The sequence below is a fragment of the Halorubrum ejinorense genome (assembly GCF_039522565.1).
GTDB lineage: Archaea > Halobacteriota > Halobacteria > Halobacteriales > Haloferacaceae > Halorubrum > Halorubrum ejinorense.
Map to the genome: position 1 here is coordinate 100,206 of NZ_BAAADQ010000004.1, position 16,916 is coordinate 117,121.

The window sequence follows — 16,916 nt, forward strand, 5'->3', positions numbered from 1 at the left end:
ACGATCTTTTTCCTTGTCGTATCGGTAGCGCTCCAAGGATCTCACGAGTATTGATCGGGACGGTTTCGAGGTGTCACCGGGAGTTATGATTCATCGTTCGCGTATTGGTAGGTGGGACGGACACCCTTGAGAAGTTCCTCGACGATTTCCCAGAGGATCAGAGAGGGAGTTTCGTGTTCGAATGTGATCCCCCATCGGTCCTCAGTTGTGGCGGTTGAGTACTGAAAATGCGCCTGCCCGAGATCGGGATGGTCCTCGTCTTGGTGCCAGCCGGCGTGAAAGCCCGTGTTCGAGTCAGTATAGTTGATGCGGAACCAATCGTCTGGGTCCTGTCGATACCACTTGACAGTCAGTTCCGGCGACTCAGGGCCTGTCGGGGGATCAAGACGAGTCGGATCAAACATCGCTCGCAGCTGCGTGGCCTCGATATCATCCGGAACGAACTCGACCGTCGAAATCTGTGGTACACGATCGAAGACATCCCGTTTTAGCTGAGCATAGAGGTTCGCGTTCGGATCACCACCGGGATGCGGGACAGACATCCGTTAGCTGTTGGCCTCGGCAGGCTCTGTCGTCGGGGCGAGGAAGTCCCATTCGCGGATAGCGAAGCCGACGATCCGGATACGTCGCTGAAGGTGCTCCCACTCACGGGCGATCTCGCGGCGACGGTCTTCCTCGTCAGCGTCAAGAGACTCGTCAGCGAGCGTTCCGCGAAGCTGGTTCGGTGACTTAACGCCGAATTCGTCCTCCCAGTCACGGATCTGCGTCTTCATCTCGGCAAGACGGTCCGTGAGCTCCTCGACAGTATGTCCGCTATCTCGAAGCCGCATCGCCTCCTGCATCGCTTGGCGGCGATAATCAGGGTAGTACGTCGTGTGAGTACCGCTTTCATCACGATGGAGAATACCATCGTCGACGAGGCGTTCAAGCACGCGTTTGGTTGGCTCGTGTGACCAGTCCGCTTCGGAAGCGACCCAGTTGGCCGTCCGCGGCTCCGACAGCTGTCTGGCGGTCATCCGCACACGATCTTCACCCGTCGTTTGGCGTTCCATCAGACCCTTCGGATTCGATTCGTCTCCGGTCATACCACACCGTTCGGACTGTATCTTAATATAGGTTGAGACTATTTGTTCTATATCGAACCAGCTCGTGGGATGCGAGAATTCCACGACGACGACATCCCGACGCTGCCACTGAGTAGGAACTTTGAGGGCGATAAGCGGAGAGTGGAGAGTTATGAGTCCGACCGTCCAAGAACTTCAAAACGCGATTCGAGCGGCGACGGGCCGCTTCGAACGGGAAATCAAGGCGTCGTTCACGAAGGAGGAGCTACAAGCTATTTGTGAGGCACTCGGAGTCGATGGCAACGAGGCGGGGCAATCTTCAACACCGCAGATGCGCCGACTCATCCGGGCGCACATCGGCATCGCAGAGTCGCCCGAGGCGGCCGACGACTCCACCTTCCGGAAGGCCGATCTCCAAGCGATCGCTAACGGAGTCGGGGCATCGTTCGAGTCGTAGTCATCAATCGCCCAATCAAGCTGGCTACTGTAGTTCCCGACTCGACTCCTCGAATGAGGTTGCCTTTTTTGGCCGACTCGCGCCCTGTATCTTGTACCGTTATCAGAACATCTTCCTAAATTGGTAGAAATATCAACGGCCAATTCGCACTCATCAGCGACTAGCAGTTCGGACAATGGTCTGTCTGAAGAATACTGAGGTATCCCAAACGCGGCAGTCTATCCTGAAATCTGAAAGCGCTCTATCTCATCTGATCCACAGTTGGGACACTCATCTGCGCCCGACGCAAGATTCTCACCGCACTGGCGGCACTCCACGACTACCTCTGTCCCGTCACCAGGCAGTAGCCGAGTAAGTACTGTGCGGACACTCATGGGTTCCAACGTTTTGGTGGCTGTGAGTTAATGCTACTGGTGATCTGTGTTCTCCGGAAATTCTGTGCGTTCGACCCGCAAAGCCGCCAAAGGCTTAGGTTCTCTCCCGAGTGAAATTCATTTGGAAGGAATACTGTCACACGCTCCTTCCCCCCTTTCCATGAACGCTGACGAATCCTCCCTCGGTCGGTGCCCGGAATGTGGTGCGGAGATCTCGGAAGCGTGGATTCTTGTTGAGTACGAGAAAAACGACGGCACCGAGGGCGTGTGGACCGAGTGTCCGACGTGTGAGGACGTTGTATCCCCGGAGTAGTCGCAGACAGCAGAATAAAGTGCTCTTCATCGCGTCTACAGTGTACGGTATTCAAATGAAGATTTCAGAGGAACTTCAGTGTCTGTTCTCGGGGAAGGTCGAAGAGCGCGATGGGTCATATGTGGTTGAGGTACCGGAGCAAGAACTCCTCCTTGGTGAGCTACAGGCGGACGAGGCGTACCGTGTGGCTGTTCTGCCGGCACCCGCAAGCAACGAGGCGACCAACACTGACGCTACCCCAGAGCCGGAGCAAGCAACACAAACGCCACCTGTCGAGGAGGGCGAACAACGTACTGTCGAAATCGAAGACATTGGTGACCAAGGCGATGGTATCACCCGTGTTGAGCGCGGGTTCGTCGTTATTGTTCCCGACACGAAACAGACCGAGCGTGTTACTATCGAGATTACCGATGTACGCGAGAATGTCGCCTTCGCAGAAGTTGTCGAGCGCGTCAGTTACTACGAGTAGTCTGAAGCGGCTTTGTTGAAACCCTATTCTTCTGATGAATTCTCGCCTGAAACAGCCGATCGGTGAGAGTTGCTTACACCGCAGTCAGTTGGTCTCGTTTTGTGTAGACAATGAGGGCGATGTAACCACCAAAAACTGTGTGTGCGGCATACAGCGTATTTCTCTCAATCATGCCGGAATACCGTGTGACTGCTAAGACAAAGAATACGCCATATAGGAGACAAGGGAGCGTAATGTATACTGTAATAGCCTTCTTCGGGGTCATGTTGCTTCGTTTTCAACAACAGTATTAAAACCGTCAGATACGGGTGATTTCCACTTCGTCTGTACTGACCACATCCGGTCAGAATATATCATTTCCTGTGTATTTCAGCAGAGTCGCCACAGATGGTCATGTCGTGTTGTATCTGAAGGAGAAGGTTCAACAGGGACAAATAAACAGCTGCCGAAGGAATGTGTAGATAGATGGGAACGAGTAGTCAGACGGGGGGTAGCGAAACAATACCCGGAATGCTCAGAGAGTCCCGCGATTTCGTGTTGGCGTGTATTCTGAACTCTGCACTCATTCTTGGAGTGGTCGTATTTGAGTGGAGTCTTCTTGAAATCGCTGTCATCTATCTCATCGAGATAGCGATCATCAACCTCCTGTTCTTTTCTGTCGCGTTGTTCACGCCACAGTCCGTGGATGATCTCGATGGGGATTCTTGGGATGAAGAACCCACTTCAATTCAGCCGATTGGTCTAATACCGCCGGTATACCGACGGAATATCAACTACGTTTTGCGAAAGGCGGTTATCCCAGCTTTCATTCTTACAGTAATCATGACTCCTTTCCTTTCCGGTTATGATTTGGATTCAGGACTTCCCCTTTTGGATTCAGGACTTCCCCTCTCAGTTAGGTTCACAATTGCTGGCATTGTTTTCTTTCAGCTATCGCGCGTCTGGCGCTATTTTATCGTCAACCGGTCATATCAAGATAAATCGCCGGCAGACGCGATGGCCTTCGCGTTTGCTCCCGTCTTTGAGTTGTTTCTGATGTTGGTCTTTGTGGTTGTTCCCGTCAGCTTTGTGATTATCGGGACGGGTACCGATCTAGATTCACGGGCCGTGTGGTTGCTCTATTTAGTTCCGATGGGGGCGATCAGGGCGTGGATAGGAAGTTTAGACCCTCAGACAGACGATTTTAGTGTCAAATAGGATTAACACATGTATAAATCTCTGAGGATTTCAACAGAGCCACACAAGAGAATAGAATTCGCTCAACAGGCAGACAAGATATGAATGAAGATTTATTTGTTCGTGTAGTCGGCGGTATTGGGACGATAGCGATTCTACTCGTTGCGGTTACAGTAGGTGCTTTGTTGGGGAATAATCCCGATGAGATGTTTGCTTGGTCAATGATCAGTACAGTCACACTCTCAATAGGTGCGGTTATAATCATTTATCGTTTCGAAGACAAAATAGATTCAATGTAATGAGCGATCGAGAGCATGTACTGGGCGATTTGTGTATCACCCGTACTGACCGCGACTGGGACAAAAAAATCACTTTCTGAGGATTTCAACAGAGCCGACTGTTGGGAAGACAATCATAGCAAACCGAACTTACTACTGTGTCTCAAACCATCGGAAACCCATGCCCTCTCGACGGTGGTCGCTTCCCATTCAGATGACCGTTACAATTGTTGGTATGGTGGCTGTCACGATCGCGTTTCTCTGTGGGATTTGGGCTGTCCTCTACGGTGTTCTGTCATTTCTTGACGTCTCTACAGCATCTTCGTTCGCGGGAGGACTCACGGCGTTGATCGTGGTGACGATCGGCTACCTCGAATACAAACAGGTCGACACGATCGAACGGCTCGCTGACGCCGACCGCATCGACGAGGAGGCCGAGCCCGAGCTGTACGAGTTGGTGACCCGCGTCGCAGCACAACTCGACGTCCCCGTTCCGACGATCGCCCTTTCGGATCGACAGACTCCTGAAGCATTGGCTGTCGGATTCCGTCCGGAAAACGTCCATCTCGTCCTCTCCCGCGGGACGCTCGACACGATCGACGGACGTGCCGAACTTGAAGCGGTCGTCGCTCACGAACTCGCGCACGTGAAAAATCGGGATGCGATGGTGATGACGGCCGTGTCACTCCCCGTGATCCTCGCTCGCGGACTCGGGACGCGACTTGCGGACATCGAAAATCCGGGTGGAGCTGCGATCCTCATCGTTCCACTTGGGTTCGTCTCGACGCTCATCTGGGGAACGGGGAAAGCGATGACTGCCCGACTCTCCCGAGCGCGAGAACAAGCCGCAGATCGAGCCGCCGTTGCGGTGACTGGCTCACCTGCGGTGCTTGCGACTGCGCTCACGAAACTCGACCGGAGCATTTCAGATACGCCGAATCGGGACTTACGCGAGGTGTCGGGGATTTCATCGCTCTCGATCCTCTCGCTCGAACCGGAAGAGTTGGAGAAAGTGATGCTCGGTCCGGACGGGAACAGAGAGCCGTCGTACTGGTGGCTTCGAAAACGCCTGTATCGGTTCGAACGCTGGCTGTTCCGGACGCATCCGCCGACAGATGACCGAATCGAACAGCTCGCAGAATACGAGCGACAACAGGACCGACGTTCACCGTCTTAGCGACAGCAGTGACCGTCTGATCCTGGTTTAATGTGGATTTCACAGTCAGCCCACGTCAAGCCGGTTAAACATTATCGCTTTGTTGAAATCCTTGGTCACTGATAATTCGTCGAGGCCGTGCTACATACAGAGCGCGAATTTAGCACTCTAGGATTACTGAATGCAAAATTAGTATTTATGGCTCTGTTGAAATCCTCAGCATCTGATAGTTTTTCACCCCAATCGCTCAGTACAGGGGACTCACAGACCAGAGTCCGTCTATACCTCTCCCACTTCTGTTAGGAACACCTTGCGAGATATAGAGCGCGTATCGCACACAGAATATCTGTCGATTCAATCAGATCGGTTTCGGACGGCTGTCTTTATTGGTGCCGTCTGTGTACTAATTCTTGTATGCCTGAAGAAGTCCTGTTCAAATCAGAGAGCGACCAGAGTCGAGAAGAGATTGCATCGTACCTTCGAAAAGTCGCGGATAATCTCGACAGCGGAGATGGTATCACCCTGAAAGCAGGCTCCGAGTCTGTAACGCTGAATCCCCCTGCCCGACCCACCTTTGAAGTCAAAGCTGAACGCGAAGGCCCGGCTGGCAACATGACTGAACGAAGTGTCGAGTTCGAACTCGAATGGGACGAGAACGGCGGTCAAAAGGGTAGCGGAAGTGGTCAGTTAGAAATCGAGTAGTTAGTCCCGACGCACGCCGAGCAATTGATTCAGGAGGACTTACCTGAAACAAACAAAGCCGGTGTGCTGAACCCGCCTTCTACATTTCGCACACCAGTACTGACAGAGACTAGGCAGATGTTGGGGGGGCCTGCTGCATGTACAGCGCATATTTCGGACAGAATTAGCTCTACCTATACTCAGGAGGGATCGGTCAACACAGATGTCATACCAAACGCATCGGTGCCCTCTATTTTCAGCAGTCGAACGTGTGGTTCTTCATACCATTAACAATCCATAGCTGAAAAATAGAGGTGACGGTCACAAACGCGTCCGTTCGGCGTGCCACAGAGGCAACTCATATAGTGGGGGCCAGACTGCAAATGAGTATGAATACCGACCGATCCGCTACGGACACCGCGGACGGAGACTCTGAGGTCGAGATCGATGGGATCGATCCCTCCGATCCTGAACCCGACGTTCCGGAGGGAAATGCAATTGAGGACCGGCTGGGGCGGCTGTTCCGTAGCGGGCGGACGAACGCGGTGGTCGCGTGGGCGATGGTGACTGTCCTGGTGGGAGTGTTCGTCGAGAGCCTGCTCGAATTCGACATCCTCCCGATGGCTCTCGTCACCGGAATGATCGCCGTCGTGGTCGTGCCGGCGGTCGCGGCGCGGAATCCGCGGGTAATGCCTCCGTGGGAGGTGCTCGGTCTCGCGCTGTTACCGGTGCTGGTGCGTGCCCTCCTCGGGGGAGAACTCGGGACGTTTGCGACGTACCTTGCGATCGCCGCGTTCGCGCTGATCATCACCGTCGAACTCCAAATGTTCACCACGCTGCGCGTGACACACTGGTTCGCGGTCGTGTTCGTCATGATGACGACGCTGGCGACGGCGGCTGTGTGGGCGGTGCTCCGGTGGAACGCCGATCGGCTGCTCGGTACCAACTTCCTGACGACCAACGAGGCGCTGATGATCGAGTGGATCTATGTGACGCTCGCCGGGCTCACCGCCGGGATTCTCTTCGACGCATACTTCCGGCGACGCGGAGCGCGGCTCCGCCGCACGATAGGGTGGGTGGTGCGCCGATGAGCGTTCGGGGTGTCCTCCGCGCTCGCCCGTCGTTGCGGACACAGCGGCGGCTCACGAGGGTGATGCAGGTTCTCTTGGTCGCTATCGTCGGATACGGCGTGGCGTTCGGCCAGCCGAAGGCGATCACCAACGGCGGGCTCGGCTTGTTCGTCACGTTCATTCCGGCGCTGCTTGAGCGCAATTACAATATTCCACTCGACCCGTGGCTCGGCGTGTGGATCACGTCGGCGGTGTTCCTCCACACGCTGGGATCGGCGTGGTTCTACGCGCAGGTCCCGTGGTGGGACCACCTCACGCACGCGCTGTCGGCGTCGCTAATCGCCGGCGCAGGGTACACGACACTGCGAGCGATCGACCTCCACAGCGACCAAGTCCGGATCCCAGCGCGCTTCGCGTTCGTGTTCATCTTCGTGGTCGTGCTCGCGTTCGGCGTCGTCTGGGAGCTGTTCGAGTTCGGTCTCGACATCGTCGCCGACGAGACGGGGATCTCCATGCCGCTCGCCCAGCACGGACTCGATGACACGGTGCTCGACCTGATGTACAACTCCGTCGGGGCGCTGATCGTGGCGACGTTCGGACAGGCACACCTCACCGGAGTCGCAGAGCGGATCCGAGCAGGGCTGTATGGGACGTTAGACAAGGAGTCTTAAAATTCTAACAGAGTCTACACAGGCGGGGCAAGCCGAGTGCCTCAGGGTTTAACGCCGAGGCAGTTCATTCTAACCGCGGTCGAGAAAAGTCTGATTGCGCTCGAAGGGTGGGAGGATTTCTGCCGGTTATCCTCCGACCGAGCGCTTTTGAGCCGGCGCTTAATCAGTGGGTGAGACACGCGCAGTCGGTTTCATGCTGGCAAATTGGGAGTACCGCCAAATCATGGTGAATAGAGAGCACATATATTCGACCAAGATCCGTTTCAGAATGAAAGACTCACTCGACACGTGGTAGTTGTTGCGGGTCACAAGGAAGAGCATAAATCGAGAGGAAGACAGTACGATGTGATGGCTCGTACCGAATCGTCTCGGATTGACCGAGACGCGGATATTGATGATGTACTGACCGAATTGGACGAACTCGAGGATATCGTTGATCGGGATGAGGAGTTACAACAGGTTCGTGAGACGATGCAGACTGCTCGACAGGTCCGTCGCCGAGGAATCATCGGTCGATTCCAATCCCAATTCGGCCCCCGCGATGCTGGCGAAGCGCTGGTGGGAAGTTTCGTGTTCGGGATGCCGATGATAGTTGAAGATGGCGCGCTTGAGATCGGTCGGTTCATCGCTAAACGTCCGCCGGTTCTTCTCCTCACGCTCCTGTTTGGAGGGACCCTTGTTTTCGGGATATTACATGCTGGTGAGTTCGAACAGGTCGTTGAGGACCGACTTTTCGGAGTTGTTCCATTGCGACCGGTGGCTATCATGTGTATCGCAGGTGGGTTGGCTATTGTGTTGATGACTGGTTGGGGCCGAGTTGCATGGAGCGAACCACTAATTGCGGGCGGACAGACGGTGTTGATTGGTGTCGTCATGAGTGTCGGGGCTTCCATCGGTGATATCCTCCCCGAAAACTAGGTGATTCAAGTAACGAGTTGTGGTCTCCATGAACTACCGACTGACAGAGATGGATGAGACTCAGCCCACACCCACTCTATGAGTATGGCCGTGCTGCATAGACCGTCTGTATCTCGCACGGCTATCGCAACTTGGCACTGAGATGGTAACATTCTCGGTAGTCAATACGCAGTTCTCATCGACCGGCTGTTTCAGGTGAGAATATATCTGAAGAATAGGATTTCAACAGAGCCACTGATCATTAACTGGCCGTTATCCGGGCCGTCGAGAAGTTGCTGTCAGTGACGCTCATAACTAGCCGAAATGTTACTAGTCGAGTCACTATGGCGCATCGCTACTTGCGGAGAAATAGTCTGTAATGGCGTCCTACAAGCGTGCTATCCGCGTTCTGTAACAGACAAATATAATGCGTAATTTCCCGTTTTCTCACCAGTCTCCCGGTCCTCAGTCTCCTTCAGGTTAATCTCAACCCGACGACTGTAGTCCTCCATATCGACAACCCAGCGGAATAGCCCTGCGATGGTTTCAATGAATTGGGGATCACCGGTAATTCGAATATTCGAGATATCTGTCGGGTATGTGCTCCCCTCAAAGTCGCTCGGCTTTTCCATCATCGCTCGCTTCATCTCGGCCCCCGACGGTCGATCTCGATTCTTCAGCCAATCCATCGCTTCCGATTTCGGTATACTTCCTGATTTTGTCGTTGGAAGCGACTCTAGTTTCGTTTTTGTGGACTCCCCACCGTCGGCAACACCAAGGTTCTCCTCAGCCTCATCTTCGAACGATTCTGACTTCCCACCCTGTATTTCGTACTCTGCGCCGCAATTTTCACACTGACCACTCCCATTCTGTGGGGTTATCATACTCCCACAGTCGTCACAAAAGTACATAGAACAGGTACATATTCCGAATCTGATAAAGTTGTCTGAGGAATACGAGACCACAAAAACACATGATGGGGAGACTCATGTTCCAACTAATCTCCCAGTTAGTATCAGAAGCGTTTGATGTCGTTGTAACGCTCATCCATGCTCTGAACGGAATTGCGAGATAATTCAACACAAAAAGGAACTTACCGGTGCCGTCAGCGACGAATCCTGAGCGCAGCAGGTCGGGTCAATACATCCTACTTCGTTTGAACAAGCGCATCACGAAAACTCCGGCCGCTCAGCATACGCAATCGGGTCACGTGACCCGGCATTCCGGAACGCCTCTGGGCGGAATACACACGCATCACACGTCCCACACGCCGGCTCCTCATCGCGGTAACAAGACCACGTCATTCGTACGATACACCGAGTTACGGTGAAACAGAATTAATTCAGTATACCACAGATATATATCGCTTCGAACCGACATCTGTACTAACGAGGCGACACGAATGGAGGTTACTGACATCCCTGAGGAAGCGTACGACGGTGCAGAATCGCCGCCGGACCTCACTGAATTTGAGTCACCTGAGACGCTTCTCAAAGACGGACCGATCCGCGAACGGCTCCTTGATGTCATCACCGGGCTTCGAACCCCCACAAAGGTTTCCGAGATCGCTGACCTCGCTGACTGCGGGACTGAGACTGCCCGAGACTATCTCGCATGGTTCAACGAGATGGGCATGGTCCATCGTCACGACGCGCGGCCCGTCCGGTACGAGCGCAACGACGCGTACTTTCAGTGGCGACGCATCGATCGTATCCGCGACGAATACTCCGAGCAGGAAATCGTTGACCTCCTTACAGACACACTTGACGAGATCGAAGCGTACAGAACACAGTTCGACGCAGACGATCCGAACGACGTCTCTCTCGTCGACGCCAGTCAAGACATAGCAACTGAAGACGCGTGGGAGGCGCTCTCTGAGTGGGAGACACTCGAACAGCGAGCAGCGCTCCTCGACGCGGCGCGACGTGACCACCTGGCCTCCGGTAGCACTCCCAGTCACATCGATGCCTGAGCAGCCGGGCGATCCACCCAGTACCGGCCCAATCGATGCTGCAGTTCTCGACCGGATTGCTGCTCACCTCCTCCGAAGCGCCCGATTCGAGAGTGTCCATACACGGCCTTCGTATGCGCCAAACGCTATCGTTGCTGACTACGACCTCGGGTACTTCCCTAGTGGGGTCACGCGCGCGTCGCTTCGGATTCGATGGTTTGAGACCGACGACTTCAGCATCCACTACGCCGAGCAGTATCAGACGAACAATTCGTGGGAGTGTCGATGGGATCGCCACCCCAACGATCACAACACCCGCGAGCATTTTCACCCGCCCCCGGATGCATCAACACCAGGCGACGATGCTGAGTATCCACCCGAGTGGCGAGACGTGCTCGCCTCCGTACTCTCTCGTCTTGACGAACGGATCGAGGCATTCTGGGACGAGTAAAATCGACTCGTGAGTTACGAAAACTCCGGCCGCTCAGCATACGCAATCGGATCGCGTGACCCAGCGTTCCGGAACGCCTCAAGCCGGAACGCACACGCATCACACGTCCCACACGCTGGCTCCTCGTCGCGGTAACACGACCACGTCATCTCGTACGGCACCCCGAGTTCCAAGCCACGCTCGGCGATCTCCGTTTTCGACCACTCGACGAACGGCGCTTTCAGCTCAATCTCTGTCTCCGGTTTTGTCCCGACATCAATGACGTTCTGAAACGCATCGAAAAAGGCCGGCCGACAGTCCGGATACCCGGAGAAGTCCTCGGAGTGCGCGCCGATAAACACGGCCGACGACTCTGTCGCCTCCGCATACGACGTCGCCATCGACAACAGATTCGCGTTCCGGAAGGGGACGTACGACGTCGGAATCTCGTCACTCTCCAAATCCGCGTCAGCCACGTCCATCTCCTCATCCGTCAGACTCGATGCCCCAATCTGCGAGAGATGCCCCGTTTCGATGTGTAGGAAGTCAGCCGCATCAACCTCCTCAGCAAGCGCCTGTGCGCACTCGTACTCTTTGTCTTCGGTGCGCTGCCCGTACGACGTGTGGAGGAAGTACGGCTCGTACCCTTGCTCCATCGCTTCGTAGACCGCAGTCGCACTATCCATCCCGCCGGACACCAGAATGACCGCGCTTTTGTTGCTCATGATTGCTCAGTTGCGTCGAATCGATTGTCGCTCTGTTCACCACACCGCACTCGCGGCACCACACGATCTCGACCAGGCTGTTTCTGGGCGACGCTCATGTCCCCGGCGCGTCGTTCCATAGGTCAACGTGCAGTCGCGGCGTGTACCGGTAGCCGTACTCCATCGCTAACTCGGCGACCTCGCTTCGCGTCCCGTCGAGTTGCTCGCGCGTCATCCCCTCGGGCATCAACAACACGTCATCATCGGCGACGGTCGCCACCGTCGCTTCTCGTACCCGCTCAACCAGGTCCGTGATCTCTGGGAGATCCGACTCGTCGGTCACGACAAACTTGAGTTGGGTCTCGTACGCATCGACCATCTGGGACAACGCATCCATGTCAATCCGGTTCTGTTCGTGTTTCTCTTCCCACTCGCCCTCCCCCTTCGGGTCACGCTCCGGTGTCGGCGTGCTGCTCGTCAGCTTTGGGCTGATACTCGCCAGGTCGATTGGCACGTCCCGGTAGATCGTCCCATTCGTCTCTACCGTCGCGTGATACCCCTCTTCGTCGAGCCGTTCGAGGAGTTCGACGGACTCCTCGTGGATGAGTGGCTCGCCGCCCGTGAGTACGACGTGGTTCGCCTGCTCGTGGGAGCGGACTTCCTCCAAGATCGAGTCGACGTCGCGCCACGCTCCGGTCGGCTCCCACGACGTATGGTACGAATCACAGAACCAACACCGAAGGTTACACCCAGAGGTCCGCACGAAGACAGAGGGCACGCCTGCGAGCGTTCCCTCGCCCTGCAACGAGTAGAACACCTCGTTGATCGGAAGCCCCTCACCAGCCGCCTCAGCGTCCGTTGTGGGCTCCTCGACGTCACTTGCGACCGGCATCAGTAGGTCGCACAGAGCTCGCCGGTTTCGCTCACCGACACCGACACGTCCGAGACGGTGTCTGGGAACGCCTCAAGCATCCGTTGTTCGAGGAGGACGCTCATCACCTCTGCCGTTGGTGGGTGATCGAGGACGACGAGGGCGTCGCCGTCGCCGGCCTGCTCGAACGCGTCAACGAGCGGGTCGCCTTCCTCAACGAGGAACCGGTGGTCCCACGCGTCGATGACGTCCGTGACGTCGCCTTTGTCATAAGTTCGGAAGGTAGATTTCGTACAAACGGATAGCGGCTAAAATTGCTGGTGAAGTCCGATCTCAGATCTCAGTCGGGAGAAAACTCACCGAGTCATCAAGTCACTACACGAATCTGATAAAAACACGGGAAATAACGGGTGTGACCGAAACACGCGTCGCTACCGAAACTCAGGAAAACCCAGGAAAATCACGACTCGTCAGTCAGGCGGGTCAACCCCATCTTCACGGAACATCAAGATCAACGCTGACGCCAGGAAATCAGCCATCGACAGCAGCGGGTCTAATCGGTCATCGAACGTTAACCGGCCGTAATCATCGAACGCTTCAGATGCGAGTCGTTTCAACGAGTGATCCGTCAGCCGCCACAAATTATACAGCAAGCAGCTGAACACGAACGAGAAATACCGCATCCGGTAGTCCTTCGACGCGATCGACGGTAGCAGCGGCAGAAGAACCTTGTATTCAATTTCTATATCCCACCTACTCGAATACCTGTTACACAAACCCATTGCATCTTCCGGCAACACGTCTTCCCGATTCGTCACGAACACCGTGTACTCCACGTCGTCTAGTTCAGTGTACACCCAGTCATCCTTCTCTGCAGGGACGTACATGAAATTCACATCATGACTGTACCCGCCTTCGCCAACCGTATCGTCACTTTCAGCCTTAACGTACCGCGTTTCATTCTCGTCCAAATAGAGTGGTTTACGTTGCACCCGACTGACCAACGTCGAGTCTGATTCTACATCATCCAAATTTTGCTCCAATGCTTCCGAATTCTTCTTTTTCGGCAGAAGGTAATTCACGTCGTAGTACTGGTCAAGCACGTGTGTGACCTCACGGTTCTCGAACGCCCGGTCTGCCATCACGAGGTGAATATCCACGAGCTCAGTCGCCTGCTGCATAAGCCGATCAACCGTTTCAGCCCATGAGACCGACATGCCGTTGTCGAGTTCCCACTTTGAATTATGTCGAACCGGTTCAACAGCCAGGACTATCGGGTCGTTATGCCCGACGATCGTGAGCGTGGCGTACTCGTACCCGACCGGTTTGTCATTCCCGCCTTTGATCATCTCCGGGTAGTCATCCTTCGGAACACGAAGATTACCATTCTTGGTCCTTACTCTCGTGTCACCAGGTTCAACGTCTGCTTCACCCTTGTATGGGCTGACGCTAACGGGCACGCGAACCGTGTCGATTGCAGCAACTACCGGTTCACTGAACTCGTCCGCCTCTCGAATACGTCCAAGCATGTTCTCGACCGCATCCGAGAACTGTGGTTGAATCGTATCCGCGACTTTTCGCCATTCCGGCGTTGGTCGGCGTCTCCCATTGAAATCATCGAACGTGTACTGGTACGAAGCAGGTGTTCCGAGTTTCTTCACCGCACGGACGTGCGTATCGTTGTGGAGCGCTCTCGTGCGGAATTTGTTGAACGTACGGAACGCTGACCGTGTTCCCGCGCGGTCAGAGAGACTCATCAGGATCTGGTGTTCCCACACGGTCCGGTCTTCGTGCACGACGTTATGTGCTCTGCCAGTATCGAACGCGGGGCACACGTCGTTCAGCGCGGCTGAAATAATATCTGGGGCGTGTTCATCGACGTAATGGTGGAGAGGTGTTGACGTTTCCTCGATTTCGTCTGGTGACGGGGTTGGGTCTGGTGATCTCAGGTCTTTCTCGTAGTGACCTTGCTGTAGGGCTGCCTCTCGGATGTCTTTCGCAATGTTGTTGAGGAGTGTTTTGTATTGACTTGAAAATCGTCTTCGGATAGTGTATGAGAGGGTTTGCTGCGTTGGTGCTCGATTAAGTCCAAACTGTTGTTGGAGGTATTCCCAGTTTCTTACACGGGTTGTTACCTCCGTTTGGTCCATCCCGGTAACCCGTTTATACAGGTAGAGACGGACCATTGCTTCGAAGTTGAACGAGTCACTCATCGTGATATCGTACTCGTCTTGGAATTCGCTCATCGGCAAGTCGAGGTTCTTGATCACGCGAGACGTATTTTCGTGGATTTCATACAGCGAAGTCGCTTGAGCGACTACTCGTTCTCGAACGGTATTTTCGGGCTCGTCAGTCATTCAGCACCCCCGTCGAGCCGGTGAATCGTGGACGGGATTTGGAGTGGAAACCGAGGGGTGCTACCCAGGACTCAGTAGTTCCCCACCAGTAATAGCCGGTCAACTCAGTGTCTCCGTGGATTCCTCTCCACGGCGAGGTGAGCTGACATCGAGTAGTGGTGGTGAGGGACACGAGTTACTGGCGGGTGAGCGGTCGTGGGGGTTACCGGGGCCTCGATTCGAGTTTTGTATCCGGTGACTGGCTGATGGGTCCGTTCGGATTCATGGGTTGGATACGCGATGTAGTACAGTACGTACCATATTCGAGAGGGTGTCGTTTCCGAATCTGCACACAGAATAATACGTGATTTGGGGTTAAGAAACCCTATAGGCAGTATAATCAGTGTTTAAGAGATTTTCCAAATGTGCCGATCGCCGTGATCAGGTAGTATGTTTTGTACTTCTAGTACAGTTCGTACCGGAGTTTTATTTTGTAGTCCGACGCACACGTCAATACCGTGGATTTCAGCGATAGCGGGAATGGTGGAGGGCCAGCTCCACCTGACGAATTCAGTGATGAGGGACTCGATCAGATGATAGAGGTGCTCTCATCTGCCGGTGGGGCGTGGCTCATCGCACAATTGCATGACGAGCCGAAGCGTTTCCAAACACTCCGGCAAGACTTTCCAAAAAGCCCGTCCACGATCGATGAACGCCTCGAAGAGGGGAGGCAGGCAGGACTCGTGGACGAGCAACCAAAGTACGTTCAGAAAAAGAAGTACCACCGACTCACTGAGAAAGGAGAAGTAATCGGTGACGAGATTGAACGGACTGACCTATTGCGGATTCAAGAGGAGATCTGGCGTCTTGAGCAAGAACTCGACGAGGAACTTGACGCGTTCCGAGAATCCCTGGTAGAGAAGCAAGACGAACTCAACGAGGCATTCATTGACCGTGTCCGCGTATCTCAATCTAAGGGTAATGACGAATACGACCAATAGATGTCGGATCTCCGGCGGACCTCTGTAGAAATTGGAGACTCTGTCCGAATGCTATCCTTCAGACATATCATCGTCTGAAACAACTGGTCGTTAAAGAGTGCTTACCTATCGACAATACACTACTGAAGTGATCAAAAGCTACTGAACTTGTGTTGCCTACTCATCCTAACGTTCATGAACAGAAGATTTACTATCACTAGTTTGTAAAATGAAGCATGGTTGAATGGTCCAAACCAAATACGTCCCTCATACACCGTGTCACCGGTTGGAGCATAATTGTACTGAGTGTAGTATACTCAATGGTCATCATAGGGCAAGTGCTGATATCTATTGTACCAATTAGTCTGGTTGTTTTAGTGTATGTTTTGTGGGGGTTCCTGTAGGTTCAGATTCGCTAGTAACGTTTTGTGTCTGTTATACTGAAAACCTGTACTGACCACAACCGGATCAGAATCTATCACTTGCTGAGGTTTTAACAGAGCCGAATAATGAACAAACATTTATGGAATTCTAAAGTTGAATAATTGATATGATAGATCAAAAACGTCGTGAAATCCTTGGGGTTGCTGCTGTTGCTCTCACTTCCGGCTGTATTTCAAATGACGAACCGCAGGTGGAAATTCAGGAGATAGAGGTGGTAAATTTGCGGGATGAGAGTGTTGATGTAACAATAGTAGCAGAACGGGATGATGAAATTGTATATGAAGATACATTTGAATTTGACGCAATACAAGGTGGTTCAACCGATGGTGTAAACTTAAAAGAAAGTTGGATGGGTGGTGAGGGAGACCTAGTAGTTACTGTATCTGCTGATTCAATTGACGAACGCAGTCTATCTACAGTAAGTTTGTCACAAGATTACGAGGACACTGAGTGTCTATCTGTATTGTCTACGATCGATACTAACGGCGTGAAAATGTACTATTCCCGAGGGGAATGTTGACGATTCGGCTCTATTAAAATCCTATTCTTCAGGTGTTTCTCGTCTGAAACAACTGGTCGCTGAAGAGTGCGTAC

19 protein-coding genes and 2 pseudogenes are annotated in these 16,916 nt (G+C 53.8%); 13 read left to right on the top strand and 8 right to left on the bottom strand.

The features are described 5' to 3' along the window. Positions 1-83: 83 nt before the first annotated feature. Positions 84-542, bottom strand: a complete 459-nt coding sequence (locus tag ABDZ89_RS06300; protein ID WP_343777550.1) for a hypothetical protein — start codon at positions 540-542, stop codon at positions 84-86. Between the two features lie 3 nt (positions 543-545). Beyond that, the gene (locus ABDZ89_RS06305) at positions 546-1,085 is read right to left on the bottom strand and encodes a DUF7342 family protein (RefSeq protein ID WP_343777551.1); all 540 of its coding nucleotides are present in this window, start codon (positions 1,083-1,085) and stop codon (positions 546-548) included. A 151-nt stretch (positions 1,086-1,236) separates the two neighbouring features. Here ABDZ89_RS06305 and ABDZ89_RS06310 point away from each other — a divergent pair, with 151 nt between their 5' ends. From ABDZ89_RS06310 to ABDZ89_RS06350, 9 genes are all read left to right on the top strand, one after another. Beyond that, complete coding sequence (locus ABDZ89_RS06310) at positions 1,237-1,521, top strand: hypothetical protein (protein WP_343777552.1); 285 nt, start codon at positions 1,237-1,239, stop codon at positions 1,519-1,521. A 534-nt stretch (positions 1,522-2,055) separates the two neighbouring features. Continuing rightward, entirely contained in the window at positions 2,056-2,208 is a 153-nt protein-coding gene (locus tag ABDZ89_RS06315; protein WP_343777553.1) for a DUF7837 family putative zinc-binding protein, read from the top strand. A 55-nt stretch (positions 2,209-2,263) separates the two neighbouring features. Beyond that, positions 2,264-2,677, top strand: a complete 414-nt coding sequence (locus ABDZ89_RS06320; RefSeq protein ID WP_343777554.1) for a TRAM domain-containing protein — start codon at positions 2,264-2,266, stop codon at positions 2,675-2,677. 465 nt (positions 2,678-3,142) lie between these two features. Continuing rightward, on the top strand, positions 3,143-3,874 hold the full coding sequence (locus tag ABDZ89_RS06325) for a hypothetical protein (protein WP_343777555.1): 732 nt from the start codon (positions 3,143-3,145) through the stop codon (positions 3,872-3,874). 438 nt (positions 3,875-4,312) lie between these two features. Then, positions 4,313-5,308 carry a M48 family metalloprotease gene (locus ABDZ89_RS06330; RefSeq protein WP_343777556.1) on the top strand — a complete coding sequence of 332 codons (996 nt, stop codon included), beginning with the start codon at positions 4,313-4,315 and terminating at the stop codon, positions 5,306-5,308. A 393-nt stretch (positions 5,309-5,701) separates the two neighbouring features. Then, a complete protein-coding gene (locus ABDZ89_RS06335; protein ID WP_343777557.1) occupies positions 5,702-5,989 on the top strand; it encodes an amphi-Trp domain-containing protein in 288 nt (95 codons plus the stop codon). Between the two features lie 368 nt (positions 5,990-6,357). Beyond that, positions 6,358-7,059 carry a hypothetical protein gene (locus ABDZ89_RS06340; protein ID WP_343777558.1) on the top strand — a complete coding sequence of 234 codons (702 nt, stop codon included), beginning with the start codon at positions 6,358-6,360 and terminating at the stop codon, positions 7,057-7,059. Next, on the top strand, positions 7,056-7,709 hold the full coding sequence (locus tag ABDZ89_RS06345; RefSeq protein ID WP_343777559.1) for a DUF2238 domain-containing protein: 654 nt from the start codon (positions 7,056-7,058) through the stop codon (positions 7,707-7,709). Before ABDZ89_RS06340 ends, ABDZ89_RS06345 begins: the two co-directional genes overlap by 4 nt. 348 nt (positions 7,710-8,057) lie before the next feature. Further along, positions 8,058-8,627, top strand: a complete 570-nt coding sequence (locus tag ABDZ89_RS06350; protein ID WP_343777560.1) for a hypothetical protein — start codon at positions 8,058-8,060, stop codon at positions 8,625-8,627. Positions 8,628-9,004: 377 nt separating this feature from the next. Here ABDZ89_RS06350 and ABDZ89_RS06355 read toward each other — a convergent pair whose 3' ends face one another. Continuing rightward, complete coding sequence (locus tag ABDZ89_RS06355) at positions 9,005-9,517, bottom strand: hypothetical protein (protein WP_343777561.1); 513 nt, start codon at positions 9,515-9,517, stop codon at positions 9,005-9,007. Between the two features lie 258 nt (positions 9,518-9,775). After that, positions 9,776-9,907, bottom strand: a pseudogene (locus tag ABDZ89_RS06360) (7-cyano-7-deazaguanine synthase); the annotation flags it as partial. A gap of 101 nt (positions 9,908-10,008) precedes the next feature. On the opposite strand from ABDZ89_RS06360, the gene ABDZ89_RS06365 reads away from it, so the two are divergent. Together ABDZ89_RS06365 and ABDZ89_RS06370 are read left to right on the top strand one after the other, a co-directional pair. Then, on the top strand, positions 10,009-10,578 hold the full coding sequence (locus tag ABDZ89_RS06365) for a DUF7342 family protein (RefSeq protein WP_343777563.1): 570 nt from the start codon (positions 10,009-10,011) through the stop codon (positions 10,576-10,578). Beyond that, positions 10,571-11,008 carry a toxin-antitoxin system TumE family protein gene (locus ABDZ89_RS06370; protein WP_343777565.1) on the top strand — a complete coding sequence of 146 codons (438 nt, stop codon included), beginning with the start codon at positions 10,571-10,573 and terminating at the stop codon, positions 11,006-11,008. Before ABDZ89_RS06365 ends, ABDZ89_RS06370 begins: the two co-directional genes overlap by 8 nt. A 14-nt stretch (positions 11,009-11,022) precedes the next feature. On the opposite strand, the gene queC is transcribed toward ABDZ89_RS06370, so the two are convergent. The 4 genes and pseudogenes from queC to ABDZ89_RS06390 form a co-directional block, all read right to left on the bottom strand. Then, complete coding sequence (gene queC, locus ABDZ89_RS06375; protein ID WP_343777566.1) at positions 11,023-11,712, bottom strand: 7-cyano-7-deazaguanine synthase QueC; 690 nt, start codon at positions 11,710-11,712, stop codon at positions 11,023-11,025. A gap of 94 nt (positions 11,713-11,806) precedes the next feature. After that, positions 11,807-12,583: a 7-carboxy-7-deazaguanine synthase QueE gene (locus ABDZ89_RS06380; RefSeq protein WP_343777568.1), complete on the bottom strand. Its 777-nt coding sequence runs from the start codon at positions 12,581-12,583 to the stop codon at positions 11,807-11,809. Beyond that, positions 12,583-12,831 (bottom strand): annotated as a pseudogene (locus ABDZ89_RS06385) (6-carboxytetrahydropterin synthase); the annotation flags it as partial. The gene ABDZ89_RS06380 and the pseudogene ABDZ89_RS06385, both read right to left, overlap by 1 nt. 201 nt (positions 12,832-13,032) lie before the next feature. Then, the gene (locus ABDZ89_RS06390) at positions 13,033-14,919 is read right to left on the bottom strand and encodes a hypothetical protein (RefSeq protein WP_343777570.1); all 1,887 of its coding nucleotides are present in this window, start codon (positions 14,917-14,919) and stop codon (positions 13,033-13,035) included. A 497-nt stretch (positions 14,920-15,416) separates the two neighbouring features. On the opposite strand from ABDZ89_RS06390, the gene ABDZ89_RS06395 reads away from it, so the two are divergent. Next, entirely contained in the window at positions 15,417-15,899 is a 483-nt protein-coding gene (locus tag ABDZ89_RS06395) for a hypothetical protein (RefSeq protein WP_343777572.1), read from the top strand. 529 nt (positions 15,900-16,428) lie between these two features. After that, positions 16,429-16,842, top strand: a complete 414-nt coding sequence (locus ABDZ89_RS06400; protein WP_343777574.1) for a hypothetical protein — start codon at positions 16,429-16,431, stop codon at positions 16,840-16,842. Positions 16,843-16,916 lie beyond the last annotated feature (74 nt).